We start from the raw sequence: 14,717 nt of genomic DNA, 5'->3' as shown, positions 1-14,717 counted from the left end.
CCTCACCCGCACGATCTATGGCAGCGCGGCACGGGACACGGCGGCGCGGGCGGCACCAGCGGATTGGCTCGCACCAGGACGTGCCGTCCGCCGCCGACCTGCGCCATCTCGAGCAGTACGGCTATCTGGTGCCACGCGTCAAGACCGCCGGCAGCCTGTAACGGAATTACTTCAGCGCGGGGATCGGCTGCGCCTGGAAGGCGGGGCGCGGCTGCTCCTTGAGCTTTTTCGCCAGCATGTCGAGCGCCACGTCCAGCTGGCGGTCGCCGCCATTGAAGGTGGCGTGCGGCGGATTTTCCACCTCGACGTCCGGCACCACGCCCACGCCTTCGATCAGCCACTGGCCGTCGATGCCGAACTGGCCGTTTTCCGCCACGCGCGCCATGCCGTTATCGGCCAGGCGCGTATTGTCGCTCAGCCAGACGCCGGCGCCGGCCGTGCGCTTGCCCACCAGCGGCGCCAGTTTCAATGCCTTGATGCCTGCGGCGAAGGTCTCGCCATCGGAATACGTGAGTTCATCGACCAGCACGACCAGATGGCCGCGGAAGGTGTTCTGCATGTTCGACGAGGGCTGCACGCCCGGCGGCGCCCAGTAGGCCCAGGCCTTGCGCAGCAGTTTTTCGATGATCCAGCTGTCGATATTGCCGCCGTTATTGCGCCGCACGTCGATGATCAGGCCTTCTCGGTTGATGTTGGCGTAAAAATCGCGCGCGAACGAGGCGATGTCGTTGGCGCCCATGGCGCGCAGGTGCAGGTAGCCGATGCGCCCCTGCGAGACGGCCGCCACCTGCTCGGCGCGGCTCAATTCCCAGTCGCCATAACGCAGCGCCGTCTGTTTCGCCATGTTGACGGGCGTGACGATGACGGCCCGCGGCGCGCCCTTGCCATGACCGCGTTTGACCTGCAGCAGCACCTGCTTGTCGGCCTGATTCAGCAGCAGGTCGCTGATGTCGCGCGCGCCCAGGACGTCCTTGCCGTTGACGGCCATGATCACGTCGCCCTCCTTCACATCCACCTCGGGCCGCGACAGCGGAGCGCGCGCCGAGGGCAGTTCCGCCTCGCTGCGGTAGACATGCTCGACCCGGTAGCCCTCGCTGGTCCGCGCCAGCACGGCGCCCAGGCCCGCCGGCGCGCCTTCCTGCTCCGTGCGGCGCAATTCGCCGGGGCGTATCTGCGAATGCAGGGCGCCCACTTCGGCCACCATCATGCCCAGCACGTCATTGAGCTCGGCCCGGTCCGTGACGCGCTCGACCAGCGGCGCATATTTATCGCGCGCCGCCTTCCAGTCCACGCCGCGCATCTTCGCGTCGTACAGGAAATCGCGGTGCAGACGCCACGCGTCGTTGAACATCTGCTTCCATTCCAGGCGCGGGTTCGACACAAACGTCCAGTCGTCGACTTTTACTTTCGCCTTCGACAGGTCGGACGGCAGCTTGGCGCCCGCCTCGATCACCAGCATTTCGCCCGGTCCGGTGGCCGCTGCGCTGGTTGCTGTCCTGTAATACAAATGCTTTTTATCCTGTGCCAGGTCGAATTCGCGCACATTGGCCACCAGCAGTTCCGGCTTGGAGCCGGCATTGCCTATGGCCAGGGTTTTCAGGCTGAACTTGTTCTCGCCGCTGTCGCGCTCGAGGAAATACAGGCGCTTGTCATCGATGGCCAGCGCACTGTAATTGCCGGCCGCCAGCGGCACTTCATACAGGCGCTCGGCCAGCCCCTTGAAGACGACGTCCGGCAGGGCGGCCGGCGTTTTCTTCACGGCCGACTTGCCACCCGCCTTTTCCAATGCCTTTTCCGCCGCCGATTCGGCCGCCTTTTCATCATCCGTCTCGGCCGGTTTCACTCCCGGGCGGCTCAGCTCATCGTCGGGCTGGAACGGAAAACGGTTGCCCGGCTGCAGCGCCAGCGCATACACGCCGATGCGCTTGTCGAACACGGGGCCCATGTTGCGATCGCCCCAGGGCGAGCCATTGGCCAGCTGAAAATTGCGCGCCGACATGAAATACAGCCAGCGCCCGTCCGGCGAAAACACGGGCGAGCCGGAGGTATAGCGGTCGCTGGTGACGAACTGCAGCTGCTTCGATGCCAGGTTGTACAAGCCGATCTGCTCGCGCTGCTCGTTGCTGGCCACGCGCACGATGGCCAGGTTGCGGCTGTCGGGCGACCATTGCACTTCGTCGTGCTTGTCCACGCCCGCCTTGCCCGCATCGTCGATCAGCTGATTGCCCCTGGTCGCCAGGTCCAGCAGCCAGAAACGGCCCTTCTTGTCCGTGTGCGCCAGCCAACGCCCGTCCGGCGACGGATACAGCTTCCAGCGGTGATTATCTCCCTGCGTCGTCAGCTGCTCGCCCTTGCCCGAGCCGTCGGCCGCGTACTTCCAGATTTCGTTTTCTCCGCTCGTGTCGACGATGGCGAACACGGATTTCTCGTCGCTGGAAAAGACGGCATCGCGCGCCCGCGCCCCGTCGGGAATGGCGATGTCGACTCTGCGCAGGCGGCCCGTGCCGGCGATGCTGACCTTGCCGCGCGCCGTCAGGATGATGCGCTCGTCCTTGCCCGACAGCTGCACATTGCTCAAGGTGTCGAGCGGCGAGCGGATCTGGCGCGCGCGCTGCTGGTCGAAATCGGAGACAAGGCTGATCGGCAATGGCGATGAATCCGTCCCTGCGACCAGGTCCAGTACCTGCAGGTCTGCGCCCAATTGATACACAATCTTGCCGTCGCCCAGCTGCGCGTTGCGCACGTCCCACTGCGTGTGGCTGGTCAACGCGCGGCGGTCGGAGCCGTCGGGCAGCATGCTCCACAGGTTGTCGCTGCCGCCCTCGTCGCTGATGTAATACACGCGGCCCTGCCACCACATGGGGCGCTTGTTGTTGCCTGCCAACACAGCGGGCTCCGCGTGCATGCGTACGGCCTCGCCCTTGCCGTCGAGCTCATAGCGCCACAAGGTGGCATGCGCGCCGCCCCGGTAGTTGCGCACATTGTCATTCGTCATGGCCAGGCCGAAACGCGTGAAGAACAGGGTCTTGCCGGCGTCGTCGAGCACGGCGTCGTTGGCGTCGGCCACGGGAAACACGCGCCGCGTCTGTTTCACGGGATCGATGGCGGCGACGATGCGGCGCGAAGCGGGACCGTCCGTATTTTGCGTGCTGACCAGCACTTCGCCCTGCGCCGTCCAGCCCAGCACCAGCACGCCGCCATTGTCAAAGGAAATACGGCGCGGCAAGCCACCGGCCAGCGGCATCACATACGCTTCCTGCGCCCCCTCATAGGCGGCGGAAAACGCCAGCCACTGGCCGTCGCGAGAAATCGCCGCGTTCGTTTCATAGCCGGGATGCGTGGTCAGACGCTGGGCCGCGCCACCGCGCAGATTGCTTTTCCACAAATCGCCTTCGGCCGTGAAGACGACGGTATCGCCGCGCACGGCGGGAAAGCGGAAATAACTGCCGGCGGGCGCGGCAGCGGCGGCGTTGCCCAGCAAGCCGGCGGACAACAGGAGCAAGGAGAGATTGCGGGAAATTTTCATGTGGCATCCAGATAGCGGTCAGGTGGCATGGACATCATGTCGATACCGGACAGCAATTCTGGCATAACCGCGACCAAAGAAAACCTTCTTTATTGCCCACAAAAACGTAAAAAAACCCGCGCCACTTGCGTAGGGCGGGTTTTTTGACAAGAGCAGAAATGCGCTGAACGCCGAACAAAACCGTAGCGAGCGGCAGCGAGTTGCGGCCGAGAAGCGGAACTGTGCAAAGCACGGGGCCGCCGAGGCAGTGAGCATCGGAGGCCGCAAATCGCGACGCGCAGTAGGTTTGGTTCGGTGTTTTATTCCACTTCCACCGTTTCCGGTGCTGCCGTCGGTGCCGCGTCTGGCGGTTCCGGGAATTCCAGCAAGACCTGCTCCTTGTCGTCGAGGTCGACGGTGACCCGTCCGCCCGTGACCAGGCGGCCGAACAGCAGTTCGTCGGCCAGCGCCTTGCGGATCATGTCCTGGATCAAACGCGCCATCGGCCGCGCGCCCATCAGCGGATCGAAGCCCTTCTTGCCGAGGAAAGCACGCAGCTTCTCGGTAAATACGGCTTCGACCTTTTTCTCGTGCAACTGTTCTTCCAGTTGCATGAGGAACTTGTCGACCACGCGCAGGATGATGTCCTGGTCCAGCGCGCGGAAGCTGATGGTCGCGTCGATGCGGTTGCGGAACTCCGGCGTGAACATGCGCTTGATGTCGGCCATTTCGTCGCCCGCCTGCTTCGAATTCGTGAAGCCGATCGACGTCTTTTGCAAGCTTTCCGCGCCCGCATTCGTCGTCATGATGATGATCACGTTGCGGAAATCGGCTTTGCGGCCATTGTTGTCCGTCAAGGTGCCGTGATCCATGACTTGCAGCAGGATATTGAAAATGTCCGGATGGGCTTTTTCAATTTCATCGAGCAGCAAGACCGCATGCGGCTTCTTGGTGATCGCTTCCGTCAGCAAGCCGCCCTGGTCGAAACCAACGTAGCCCGGCGGCGCGCCGATCAGGCGGCTGACGGCGTGGCGTTCCATGTATTCCGACATGTCGAAACGGATCAGCTCGATGCCGAGGATGAAGGCCAATTGCTTGGCCACCTCGGTCTTGCCGACGCCGGTCGGACCGGAGAACAGGAAGGAGCCGATCGGCTTGTCCGTCTTGCCCAGGCCGGCACGGGCCATCTTGATGGCCGAGGCCAGCGCGTCGATGGCCGGATCTTGCCCGAACACGACATTGCGCAAGTCGCGGTCGATCGTCTGCAGCTTGCTGCGGTCGTCCTGGTTGACCGTTTGCGGCGGAATACGGGCGATCTTGGCGATGATGTCCTCGATCTCGGCCTTGCCGATGGTTTTCTTTTGCTTCGACTTCGGCAGGATGCGCTGCGCCGCGCCCGCTTCATCGATGACGTCGATCGCCTTGTCGGGCAGATGGCGGTCGTTGATGAAGCGCGCCGCCAGTTCGGCCGCCGTCGACAGGGCCGAGGCCGAGTATTTGACGCCATGGTGCTCTTCGAAGCGCGACTTGAGGCCGCGCAAGATCTGCACGGTTTGCTCGACGGTCGGCTCGTTGACGTCCACTTTCTGGAAGCGGCGGGAGAGCGCATGGTCTTTCTCGAACACGCCGCGGAATTCCGTGTACGTGGTCGCGCCGATGCATTTCAGCTGACCATTCGCCAGTGCCGGTTTCAGCAGGTTGGACGCGTCCAGCGTGCCGCCCGAGGCCGAGCCCGCACCGATGATGGTGTGGATCTCGTCGATGAACAGGATGCCGTTCGGATTGTCCTTCAACTGTTTCAGCACGGCTTTCAGGCGCTGCTCGAAGTCGCCGCGGTATTTGGTACCGGCCAGCAAGGCGCCCATGTCCAGCGAATACACGACGGCATTCTGCAGGATTTCCGGCACATCGCTTTGCGTGATGCGGTAAGCGAGGCCTTCGGCGATGGCCGTCTTGCCCACGCCCGCCTCGCCGACCAGCAGCGGATTGTTCTTGCGGCGGCGGCACAGGATCTGGATCACGCGGTCGACTTCTTCCTCGCGCCCGATCAGCGGGTCGATCTTGCCTTCGGCAGCGGCCTTGTTCAGGTTTTGCGTGAACTGGTCGAGCGGGCTTTCCTTCGGCTGGCCGTCGACGGGCGCTTCTTCCACGCCTTCGGAGGCTTTCGCGCTTTCCGTCGACTGGTCCTTGCGCACGCCGTGCGAAATGAAATTGACCACGTCCAGGCGCGTCACGCCCTGCTGGTGCAGGTAGTAGACCGCATGCGAATCCTTTTCGCCGAAGATGGCCACCAGCACATTGGCGCCCGTGACTTCCTTCTTGCCATTCGAGGCGGACTGCACGTGCATGATGGCGCGCTGAATCACGCGCTGGAAACCAAGCGTCGGCTGGGTGTCGACTTCGCCCGTGCCAGGCACGGTCGGCGTGTTATCGCCGATGAAATTGGTGAGGGTCTTGCGCAGGTCTTCTATATTGACCGCGCAGGCACGCAATACCTCGGCAGCGGAGGGATTGTCCAGCAGTGCCAGCAGTAAATGCTCAACCGTGATGAATTCGTGCCGTGCCTGCCGAGCTTCGACAAACGCCATGTGCAAACTTACTTCTAATTCCTGCGCAATCATACTTCCTCCATCACGCACTGCAGGGGGTGCCCCGCCTTGCGCGCATGCGTTAAAACGAACTCCACTTTGGTACACGCTATATCTTTAGAGAACACGCCGCACACTCCTTTGCCGTAGCGATGAACACTGAGCATGATTTGCGTCGCCGTTTCACGGTCCTTGTTGAAATACTCCTGAATGATGGCCACCACAAATTCCATCGGGGTGTAGTCGTCATTGAGCAAGGCTACCTGATAGAGCGGCGGCGGCTTCAGCACTTGCCGCTCCAGCAGGGTTTCTGAGTCGTGCTTGGTTGCCATACGCTTATTCTAATGCTTTCACAGTGGTTGTCATGCGCAATATCTACGCCTTTCCAATTGTTTTCAATCTTACGCGTTTTCTTAATAGTGCGCAGATGGCGACCTTGCTGTCAAAATCAAGAGTTGCTTTTTTGGTTGCCGTGAAGAATTTGGCAATATCGATGGAAAAGCGCTTGACTTCATTATTTATTCCGCCAACAATGCTGTATCGACTGTTGCAGTAATGTACAGCTTGATAAGAAGTGAGACGTCGAGGAGGGGGCAAGAAGCTTCTTGCTTTTATGGCTCGTGTGATTTGTTTTAATTTTGAAAGTTCTTTTTATGGCAACAGGTACAGTTAAGTGGTTCAATGATTCCAAAGGTTTTGGCTTCATCACTCCAGATGATGGCGGCGAAGATTTGTTTGCTCATTTCTCCGCAATCAACATGAACGGTTTCAAGACCCTCAAAGAAGGTCAAAAAGTTCAATTCGAAGTCACGCAAGGCCCTAAAGGCAAGCAAGCTTCCAACATCCAAGCAGCCTAAGCATCGCCGGCCCTCAGATGTGAAAAACCCCGTCTCCTGACGGGGTTTTTTTTCGCCCGCAGGGTGCGCAGCACCCCGCCCCCTGCTTATTACATGTGCTCGATCATCACGTCGCCGAAGCCGGAACACGACACTTGCGTCGCGCCTTCCATCAGGCGGGCGAAATCGTAGGTGACGCGCTTCGAGGCGATCGACTTTTGCATCGAAGAAATAATCAGGTCGGCCGCTTCCAGCCAGCCCATGTGGCGCAGCATCATTTCCGCCGACAGGATCAGGGAACCGGGGTTCACGTAATCCTTGCCCGCGTACTTCGGCGCCGTGCCGTGCGTCGCCTCGAACATGGCAACGGAATCGGACAGGTTGGCGCCTGGCGCGATGCCGATGCCGCCCACTTGCGCCGCCAGCGCGTCGGAAATGTAATCGCCGTTCAGATTCAGGGTCGCGATGACGCTGTATTCGGCTGGACGCAGCAAAATCTGTTGCAGGAACGCGTCAGCGATCGAATCCTTGACGATGATGTCGCGGCCCGTCTTCGGATTCTTGAACTTGCACCATGGGCCGCCATCGATCAGCTCGGCGCCGAATTCCTTTTGCGCCAGCGCATACGCCCAGTCGCGGAAACCGCCTTCCGTGTATTTCATGATGTTACCTTTGTGCACGATCGTCACGGAAGGCTTGTCATTGTCGATCGCGTACTGGATGGCCTTGCGCACGAGGCGCTCCGTGCCTTCGATGGACACGGGCTTGATGCCCAGGCCCGACGTGGCCGGGAAGCGGATTTTCGTCACGCCCATTTCATTGACGAGGAAATCCATCAGTTTCTTCGCTTCGGGCGAGCCCTGCTGGTATTCGATGCCGGCGTAGATATCTTCCGAGTTTTCGCGGAAAATCACCATGTCCGTCTTTTCCGGCTCTTTCACGGGCGATGGCACGCCCGTGAAGTAGCGCACGGGACGCAGGCAGACGTACAGGTCGAGCTGCTGGCGCAGGGCCACGTTCAGCGAGCGGATGCCGCCGCCGACGGGCGTCGTCAGCGGCCCCTTGATGGAGACCACGTAATCTTTCAGCACTTCCAGTGTTTCTTCCGGCAGCCACACATCGGGGCCGTACACATTCGTCGATTTCTCGCCCGCGTAGATTTCCATCCAGCTGATCTTGCGCGCGCCGCCGTAGGCCTTGGCCACGGCAGCGTCGATCACCTTGATCATGACCGGGCTGATATCGATGCCCGTGCCATCGCCTTCAATGAAGGGAACGATGGGATTATCTGGTACATTCAGCGAAAAATCAGCGTTGACGGTGATTTTTTGGCCGTCAGCAGGTACAGTGATATGTTGATACATCGTGATCTCCGAAGTGGGACACACCGCTGGCGGGTAACACTGGCCGGCGACGCGCTCTGCGGTTGCAGAGTTTACAAAAACAAGTCCGAACAGGGCGGCAATAACGCACTTTAGCAGGGAAAGAACAGCCGGGCCATCCGCAGCGCCAAAGAACCTCGTTGCCATATCGCCCATGTCTTCTATAAGACATAAGACTAACGTTTCACATTATGCACCAGTATCTTACAGGGCGCCACGCTTTTGCGGCGCCGACCAGCAGCCACCCTCGTTTGCATCAATTTATCCAGCATGCCACTCATTCTCTTCAATAAACCATTCCAGGTCCTGTGCCAGTTTTCGCCGCAGGAAGGCCGTACCACCCTGGCCGACCACCTCACCATTCCCGGCATCTACCCGGCCGGCCGGCTCGACGCCGACAGCGAAGGCTTGCTGCTGCTGACGGACGACGGCCGCCTGCAGCACGAGATCAGCCACCCGGACCGCAAGGAAGCGAAAACCTACCTGGTGCAGGTCGATGGCGTGCCCGACGCGGCCAGCCTGGCGCGCCTGCAGGCGCCGCTGGACTTGGGCGACTTCATCACCAAGCCGTGCAAGGCCGTGCGCATCGCCGAGCCCGACTGGCTGTGGCCGCGCAACCCGCCCATCCGCGCGCGCGCCGACAAGCCCACCTCTTGGCTGGCGATCACTTTAAAAGAAGGAAAAAACCGGCAAGTGCGGCGCATGACGGCGGCCGTCGGCCTGCCCACCCTGCGCCTGGTACGCAGCGCCATCGGCCCATTTTCTCTGGCCAGCCACCCGCTGATGCCCGGCGAATGGTGCGAAGTGCCGGCCGAGAACATTGGGAAAACGTGAACGGGACAAGAAAAAAGGTTTTCCTTGCTGAAATTTTTCCAATAAGCACTATTTATTTTTAGATAATGCATTAAAATCATCTTACCTTCACATGACGGAAAGGAAAGATGATGACAAAAGTAATATTCACGCTGGCCGCCTCCCTGCTTGCCGGCGCCGCACTGGCCCAGTCGGGCGCCCAGGTGCACGCTTCCGCCGCGACCGATGCCGTCAAGCCGCCACCCGCATCGGCAGCCAGCCAGGCTTCGGCCGCCACCGATGCCAGCAAGCCCGTGCCGCCGGCGTCGGCTTCCGTCAACGCCTCCGCCGCGACGGACGCGTCGCGCCTGATTCCCCAGGCGCGCAAGACGAAGCAGCCGGCCGCTGAAACAGGCAAGCCGGTGAAATAAAGGTCATTCCCGGGGTGACGGCAGCGACTATGTTGCTGTCACCCCACGCTTTTGGCGCGACCAGACCGCATGCTTGACCAGGCGGCCGCCAGCATGGCTTAATCGCCGCTTCGCAGCCACCCATCCCGTCCCATGAAAAATCCCCTTCTCCGTCTCTGCCTGCCCATCGCCCTGTTGTCTTGCGCCAGCATGGTCCAGGCGCAAACAAAAAGCGTGCAGCTGTCGGCCGGCATGCATTTGATCCAGGCGGAAGTGGCGGCGACAGAAGAGCAACGCGAACAGGGGTTGATGTACCGTGAAAAAATGCCGGCGAATGCGGGCATGCTGTTTGTCTTTGGCAATCCCTCGACGCAATGCATGTGGATGAAAAACACGCCGCTGCCCCTGTCGGTGGCCTTTATCGATGCCAGCGGCAAGATCGTCAACATCGAAGACATGCAGCCGCATACACTCGACAGCCATTGCTCCACGAAGACCGTGCCCGTGCGCTATGCGCTGGAAATGCACCTGGGCTGGTTCAAGCAAAAGAACATCAAGCCGGGCATGAGCATCGGCAACTTGCCAGCGCTGCGTTAGCCCGTGGCGGCCGGCAGCAAGGCGCTGCCGGAAAACGACTACCGCGGATGGCCGAAAAAGCATGCGCCACGCGAAAAAACCCGCCAGAATGAATCTGCGGGTTTTTGCTTTTCAACCAGTGCCAGCGTACCGGCACAGGCAAGGCCACCGTGGTGGCTTGCCTGCTGGCGAATATTAAGCGGACAGTGCTTTCAAAGCAGCTGCCAGACGGCTCTTATGGCGAGCTGCCTTGTTTTTGTGGATGATCTTCTTGTCAGCGATACGGTCGATGGTCGACACGGATGCTTGGAAGATTGCAGCAGCAGCTGCCTTGTCGCCGCCCTGGATCGCTTTGCGAGCAGCTTTGATAGCCGTGCGCAAGGTCGAACGTTGGGACGAATTGTGTGCGTTTTGCTTAACTGCTTGACGAGCGCGTTTGCGCGCTTGTGCGGTATTTGCCATGGAATTTCCTAAAACAGGGTCAAAGTGCGTTTGCAAACATTAGTGTTTGCCAACCGGTGCGTTCTGTGCGTCTGCCGAACCATGTGTGCCAAACCAGTGCCTGTCAAACATTAGTGTCTGCGTAACAGAATTCTGTACAGCCTTCGATTATAGCGATATTTTCAAGCGGGGGCAAATCAAAAAACCGTGTATCACGCCAAAAACACCTGAAAATGGGGCTGGCAAGGGCAAATGCGCAGCGAATCGGCAGCGTTTGTTACCATATTTTAAGCGTTTAACGGTACCGCGCCCGGCTATAATCTGCCCCCATGAACTTGCTTAAAACCCTCGCCGCCATTTCCAGCATGACCATGCTGTCCCGTGTAACCGGATTATTGCGCGAAAGCCTGTTCGCGCGCGCCTTTGGCGCCGGCGCCTACACGGACGCTTTCATTGTTGCCTTCCGCATCCCCAACCTGTTGCGCCGATTGTTTGCCGAGGGGGCGTTCTCGCAAGCCTTCGTGCCGATCTTGTCTGAATACAAGAACCAGCACGGCCAGGAAGCGAGCAAGCAATTGGCCGACCATGTGGCCACGACCCTCGTCTGGGCCACCCTGCTCGTGTCCGCCATCGGCATCGTCGGCGCACCGTGGTTCGTCTACGTGATCGCCACGGGCCTGTCCAAGGACCCGGGCGCCTTCGACGCGGCCGTGTGGATGACGCGGCTGATGTTCCCTTATATTACCTGCATGTCGTTCGTGGCCCTGGCCGGCGGCATCTTGAATACCTGGCGCGAATTCAAGATTCCCGCGTTCACGCCAGTGCTGCTGAACCTGTCCTTCATCGCCGCCTCGCTGTTCCTCGCGCCATACTTGAAACAGCCGATCTACGCCATGGCCATCGCCGTGTTCGCCGGCGGCCTGCTGCAGGTGGCCATCCAGATTCCCGCGCTGATCAAGATCGGCATGCTGCCGCGGCTGTCGATCAATCCCGCCATCGGCCTGTCCGACGGCGGCGTGCGCCGCGTGCTGAAAAAGATGGGACCGGCCGTGTTCGCCGTCTCGGCCGCCCAGATCAGCCTGATGATCAACACGAGCATCGCCTCGCGCCTGGCCGAAGGCAGCATTTCCTGGCTGTCGTATGCGGACCGCCTGATGGAGTTCCCGACCGCCATGCTGGGCGTGGCCCTGGGCACCATCTTGCTGCCCAGCCTGTCGAAAGCGAACGTGGATGGCGACAAGACGGAATACTCCGCCTTGCTGGACTGGGGCTTGCGTTTGACTTTCCTGCTGGCCCTGCCGGCCGCCGTCGGCATGGCGACCCTGGCCACGCCGCTGATCGCGACATTGTTTCACTACGGCAAGTTCACGGCCGAATCCGTGACCATGTCGACGCAGCCGCTGGTGGCCTACAGCCTGGGCCTGATCGGCATCATCCTGGTGAAAACCCTGGCGCCCGCCTTCTATGCGCGCCAGGACATCCGCACACCCGTGAAAATCGCCATCGGCGTGCTGATCGCCACGCAGCTGATGAATCTGCTGTTCGTGCCCTATATCGCCGTGGCCGGCCTGGCCCTGTCGATCGGCCTGGGCGCCTGCCTGAATGCCAGTTTCCTGTACTGGGGCTTGCGCAAGCGCGGCATCTACCAGCCGAAACCGGGCTGGGCCAAATTCTTCGCGCGCCTGCTGCCGGCACTCGTCGTGATGGGCGGCGTGGCGTATGCTGGCGCCATGCGCATCGACTGGATCGCCATGCAAGCCCATCCGCTGCTGCGGGCCGGTGCGCTGGCCCTGGTGGTGGCCGTGTGCGGCGTGGCGTACTTTGCCACCTTGTTCCTCGTTGGCTTCCGCTTCCGCGACTTCAAGCGCCACGCGTGACAAGCTGCGCAGGACGTTGTTGCCGGCGTCTCGCCGTACTAGCGTACTGTCTTCGACTTGGCGCCTAGTCCTGCGCAGCTTGCCCAGATTGCGCAGGACGTTGATGCTGGCGTCTCGCGTACTCGCGTACTGTCTTCGACTTGGCGCCTGGTCCTGCGCAGCTTGTCCAGATTGCGCAGGATGTTGTTGCCGGCGTCTCGCGCACTCGCGGTACTGTCTCCGACTTGGCGCCTGGTCCTGCGCAGCTTGTCCAGATTGCGCAGGATGTTGTTGCCGGCGTCTCGCGCACTCGCGGTACTGTCTCCGACTTGGCGCCTGGTCCTGCGCGGCTTGTCCAGATTGCGCAGGATGTTGATGCCGGCGTCTCGCCGTACTCGCGTACTGTCTTCGACTTGGCACCTGGGCCTGCGCAGCTTGTCCCGATTGCGCAGGATGTTGTTGCAGGCGTACTGCCTTGCACAAATGATCCAGACGAAAAAAAACCCGCCGGAGCGGGTTTTTTTCATTGCAGCGAAAGCTTAAGCAGCTTTCTTGGCGCGGCGGCGTGCCACGGCGCCAACCAATGCCAGGCCGCCCAGCAGCATGCCATAGGTTTCTGGTTCTGGTACTGGCAGGGCCGAAACCGTGCCTACGTACTGCACATTTTTCACCAGGGTCAGACCCGTGACTTGCACCGTGTAGGTGCCTGCAGCCAATTCGCCTGCCCAGCTCAGATTCTGGATACCGCTAGCCGTGCTCTTGGCCAGATCGCCATAGCCGACCAGGGTAGCTGCGAAATCCTTGATCGCGCCGTTAGCAACGGAAAACGTTTGCAGTGCACCGAACGAGGTCGACGATGGAGCCAGCAACTGGAAGGTCCACGAATCATTGATCTGCGAATTGATCGCGAACTTGGTCGTGAAAGCCGACAGGGTATCGGAACCGGTTGGGTCCAGAATGCCCAGGTCGTAGGTTGCTGCCGACGCGCTGAACGATGCTGCTGCCATGATGCCTGCAGCGATAAATTTCAATTTCATAGCTTATCCCTTAAAAAGTAATTTATGGCTGCAATGCGCAGGCCACCAATAGTTTATTAGTACCGGAAGTACTGAACAGAATGGTAACATAATTGCATTGAATTACTTATAAATTTTTTATCTAAGTTTCACCACTGATAACTATTTTCAAAATGAACTATTTGCCGGCATCTATGAATTTCCAAGGAAAAATAGTTACCGACACATACATTTATTTTTCGCATGTTTTAAGGTAAAAACATCTATTCGGCAGTGTTTTCAGGGGAATTTTGCGGCTCAAGCTGTTCATTTGGCTCTGGTGGCGTTTGTTCTTGCGGTGGGGTAACAGGGCGAAAAAACAACGGTGACGCGGGCAAGGCGGGCGCGATGCCGTCCTCATCACTCGCTGGCACAGCTGCCGGTCCCGCAGACGGCACGGATGACACCCGTGCATCGACCATGAAGCGCCATTCCGAGAAATGTGCCTTGCCTTCGAAGCCGGCAAACCGGGCCTCGAAGTTGCCAACCTTTAATGGCGCAGCCTGGGACAGGCTGTACACGCCGATGATGCCGTTGCTGCCCGGCTGATACAGCAAGCCCCACTCGGCGCGACCCGTGACGGGGTCGACAAACAACTTGCGCAGGTGCCGGCGCAGCTGGGGCGTACGGGGATCGCGCAGCAAGGCGGCCAGGGTCGGCGGCTGTTGCGGCTGGCCCGGCGGCGTGGCCGCCGCATAACTGTACAGGGCGTCTGAAAACTGCGCGCCGATATCGAGCAATTCCTGCTCGGCCGCCTGGCGCTGCAGCAAGGAGCCCATCTTCAGCCCGGCCGCCCCTACCAGGCCCAGAATAGCCACCAGAATGATCAGGCCCAGGTAGGTAAAACCGCGCTGGCGGCGCGCAGAACGGTACATGGCCGCTACCAGTCGGCGAACGGCGTGCCGCTGCGGTCCTTGCCGGGCGCGCCGCTTTTCACGTCATACACCTGGCCCGGCGTGTCGTCCGGTGGCGGCACGATCAGCCAGCTGCTGTCGCTCTCCGTGATGGGATCGATGGGCATGGCGCGCAGGTATTTCTTGTCCACCAGTTGCTCCAGCGAATCGGGGTAGCGCCCCGTATCGCCGTGGAACTGGTCGATGGTGGTGCGCAGGTTGCGCAAGTTATCCGCCAGCACGGTTTCCTTCGCCTTGTCGAGACTGGGAAAGTAGCGCGGCACGGCCAGGGTCAGCAGCAGCGCCACGATGCCGAGCACCACCAGCAATTCGATCAGGGTAAAGCCGCGCCTGCGGCGTGGGGTGTTTTCAGCGGGCATGGT

The 14,717-nt window shown here is 60.5% G+C and carries 13 protein-coding genes; 5 read left to right on the top strand and 8 right to left on the bottom strand.

Annotated features, from left to right (window positions below; all coding sequences use genetic code 11):
* Positions 1 to 166 precede the first annotated feature (166 nt).
* From CSQ95_RS17790 to clpS, 3 genes are all read right to left on the bottom strand, one after another.
* A complete protein-coding gene (locus CSQ95_RS17790; RefSeq protein WP_099410467.1) occupies positions 167 to 3,526 on the bottom strand; it encodes a S41 family peptidase in 3,360 nt (1,119 codons plus the stop codon).
* Positions 3,527 to 3,825: 299 nt separating this feature from the next.
* Positions 3,826 to 6,126 (bottom strand): ATP-dependent Clp protease ATP-binding subunit ClpA, encoded by a 2,301-nt coding sequence (clpA, locus tag CSQ95_RS17785; protein WP_070312116.1) that lies wholly within the window; start codon positions 6,124 to 6,126, stop codon positions 3,826 to 3,828.
* Entirely contained in the window at positions 6,123 to 6,425 is a 303-nt protein-coding gene (gene clpS, locus CSQ95_RS17780; RefSeq protein ID WP_070221390.1) for an ATP-dependent Clp protease adapter ClpS, read from the bottom strand. The genes clpA and clpS overlap by 4 nt, the downstream gene beginning before the upstream one ends.
* A 321-nt stretch (positions 6,426 to 6,746) precedes the next feature.
* On the opposite strand from clpS, the gene CSQ95_RS17775 reads away from it, so the two are divergent.
* Positions 6,747 to 6,950, top strand: a complete 204-nt coding sequence (locus CSQ95_RS17775) for a cold-shock protein (RefSeq protein WP_010395943.1) — start codon at positions 6,747 to 6,749, stop codon at positions 6,948 to 6,950.
* Positions 6,951 to 7,039: 89 nt separating this feature from the next.
* Here the strand turns inward: CSQ95_RS17775 and icd are convergent, their stop codons facing one another.
* Positions 7,040 to 8,293 carry an NADP-dependent isocitrate dehydrogenase gene (icd, locus tag CSQ95_RS17770; protein ID WP_070303844.1) on the bottom strand — a complete coding sequence of 418 codons (1,254 nt, stop codon included), beginning with the start codon at positions 8,291 to 8,293 and terminating at the stop codon, positions 7,040 to 7,042.
* 288 nt (positions 8,294 to 8,581) lie between these two features.
* Here icd and CSQ95_RS17765 point away from each other — a divergent pair, with 288 nt between their 5' ends.
* The 3 genes from CSQ95_RS17765 to CSQ95_RS17755 all read left to right on the top strand — a co-directional run bounded on the left by CSQ95_RS17765 (position 8,582) and on the right by CSQ95_RS17755 (position 10,110).
* Positions 8,582 to 9,145 (top strand): pseudouridine synthase, encoded by a 564-nt coding sequence (locus tag CSQ95_RS17765; RefSeq protein ID WP_099410466.1) that lies wholly within the window; start codon positions 8,582 to 8,584, stop codon positions 9,143 to 9,145.
* A gap of 107 nt (positions 9,146 to 9,252) precedes the next feature.
* Complete coding sequence (locus CSQ95_RS17760; protein WP_139143060.1) at positions 9,253 to 9,534, top strand: hypothetical protein; 282 nt, start codon at positions 9,253 to 9,255, stop codon at positions 9,532 to 9,534.
* Positions 9,535 to 9,666: 132 nt separating this feature from the next.
* Positions 9,667 to 10,110 (top strand): DUF192 domain-containing protein, encoded by a 444-nt coding sequence (locus tag CSQ95_RS17755; RefSeq protein WP_099410465.1) that lies wholly within the window; start codon positions 9,667 to 9,669, stop codon positions 10,108 to 10,110.
* 174 nt (positions 10,111 to 10,284) lie between these two features.
* Here CSQ95_RS17755 and rpsT read toward each other — a convergent pair whose 3' ends face one another.
* Complete coding sequence (rpsT, locus tag CSQ95_RS17750) at positions 10,285 to 10,551, bottom strand: 30S ribosomal protein S20 (RefSeq protein WP_010395935.1); 267 nt, start codon at positions 10,549 to 10,551, stop codon at positions 10,285 to 10,287.
* 308 nt (positions 10,552 to 10,859) lie between these two features.
* On the opposite strand from rpsT, the gene murJ reads away from it, so the two are divergent.
* Positions 10,860 to 12,407 (top strand): murein biosynthesis integral membrane protein MurJ, encoded by a 1,548-nt coding sequence (murJ, locus tag CSQ95_RS17745; protein WP_099410464.1) that lies wholly within the window; start codon positions 10,860 to 10,862, stop codon positions 12,405 to 12,407.
* Positions 12,408 to 12,925: 518 nt separating this feature from the next.
* Here murJ and CSQ95_RS17735 read toward each other — a convergent pair.
* From CSQ95_RS17735 to CSQ95_RS17725, 3 genes are all read right to left on the bottom strand, one after another.
* Positions 12,926 to 13,423, bottom strand: coding sequence for an FxDxF family PEP-CTERM protein (locus tag CSQ95_RS17735; RefSeq protein ID WP_099410462.1), 498 nt, complete (start codon positions 13,421 to 13,423; stop codon positions 12,926 to 12,928).
* Between the two features lie 242 nt (positions 13,424 to 13,665).
* Entirely contained in the window at positions 13,666 to 14,316 is a 651-nt protein-coding gene (locus CSQ95_RS17730; protein ID WP_099410461.1) for a type II secretion system protein, read from the bottom strand.
* A gap of 5 nt (positions 14,317 to 14,321) precedes the next feature.
* Positions 14,322 to 14,714 (bottom strand): type II secretion system protein, encoded by a 393-nt coding sequence (locus CSQ95_RS17725; RefSeq protein WP_099410460.1) that lies wholly within the window; start codon positions 14,712 to 14,714, stop codon positions 14,322 to 14,324.
* Positions 14,715 to 14,717: the final 3 nt, after the last annotated feature.

It is taken from the genome of Janthinobacterium sp. BJB304 (assembly GCF_002735765.1).
GTDB lineage: Bacteria > Pseudomonadota > Gammaproteobacteria > Burkholderiales > Burkholderiaceae_D > Janthinobacterium.
Note: the sequence above shows the minus strand (reverse complement) of the source record. Positions and strands in the feature narration are given on the sequence as shown.

Bases quoted from the DNA above. Each gene is read 5' to 3' on its own strand.
- CSQ95_RS17775 (WP_010395943.1), top strand. From the start codon at position 6,747: ATGGCAACAGGTACAGTTAAGTGGTTCAATGATTCCAAAGGTTTTGGC.
- clpA (WP_070312116.1), bottom strand. From the start codon at position 6,126: ATGATTGCGCAGGAATTAGAAGTAAGTTTGCACATGGCGTTTGTCGAA.
- murJ (WP_099410464.1), top strand. From the start codon at position 10,860: ATGAACTTGCTTAAAACCCTCGCCGCCATTTCCAGCATGACCATGCTG.
- icd (WP_070303844.1), bottom strand. From the start codon at position 8,293: ATGTATCAACATATCACTGTACCTGCTGACGGCCAAAAAATCACCGTC.
- CSQ95_RS17730 (WP_099410461.1), bottom strand. From the start codon at position 14,316: ATGTACCGTTCTGCGCGCCGCCAGCGCGGTTTTACCTACCTGGGCCTG.
- CSQ95_RS17725 (WP_099410460.1), bottom strand. From the start codon at position 14,714: ATGCCCGCTGAAAACACCCCACGCCGCAGGCGCGGCTTTACCCTGATC.
- CSQ95_RS17765 (WP_099410466.1), top strand. From the start codon at position 8,582: ATGCCACTCATTCTCTTCAATAAACCATTCCAGGTCCTGTGCCAGTTT.
- CSQ95_RS17790 (WP_099410467.1), bottom strand. From the start codon at position 3,526: ATGAAAATTTCCCGCAATCTCTCCTTGCTCCTGTTGTCCGCCGGCTTG.
- CSQ95_RS17760 (WP_139143060.1), top strand. From the start codon at position 9,253: ATGATGACAAAAGTAATATTCACGCTGGCCGCCTCCCTGCTTGCCGGC.
- CSQ95_RS17735 (WP_099410462.1), bottom strand. From the start codon at position 13,423: ATGAAATTGAAATTTATCGCTGCAGGCATCATGGCAGCAGCATCGTTC.
- CSQ95_RS17755 (WP_099410465.1), top strand. From the start codon at position 9,667: ATGAAAAATCCCCTTCTCCGTCTCTGCCTGCCCATCGCCCTGTTGTCT.
- rpsT (WP_010395935.1), bottom strand. From the start codon at position 10,551: ATGGCAAATACCGCACAAGCGCGCAAACGCGCTCGTCAAGCAGTTAAG.
- clpS (WP_070221390.1), bottom strand. From the start codon at position 6,425: ATGGCAACCAAGCACGACTCAGAAACCCTGCTGGAGCGGCAAGTGCTG.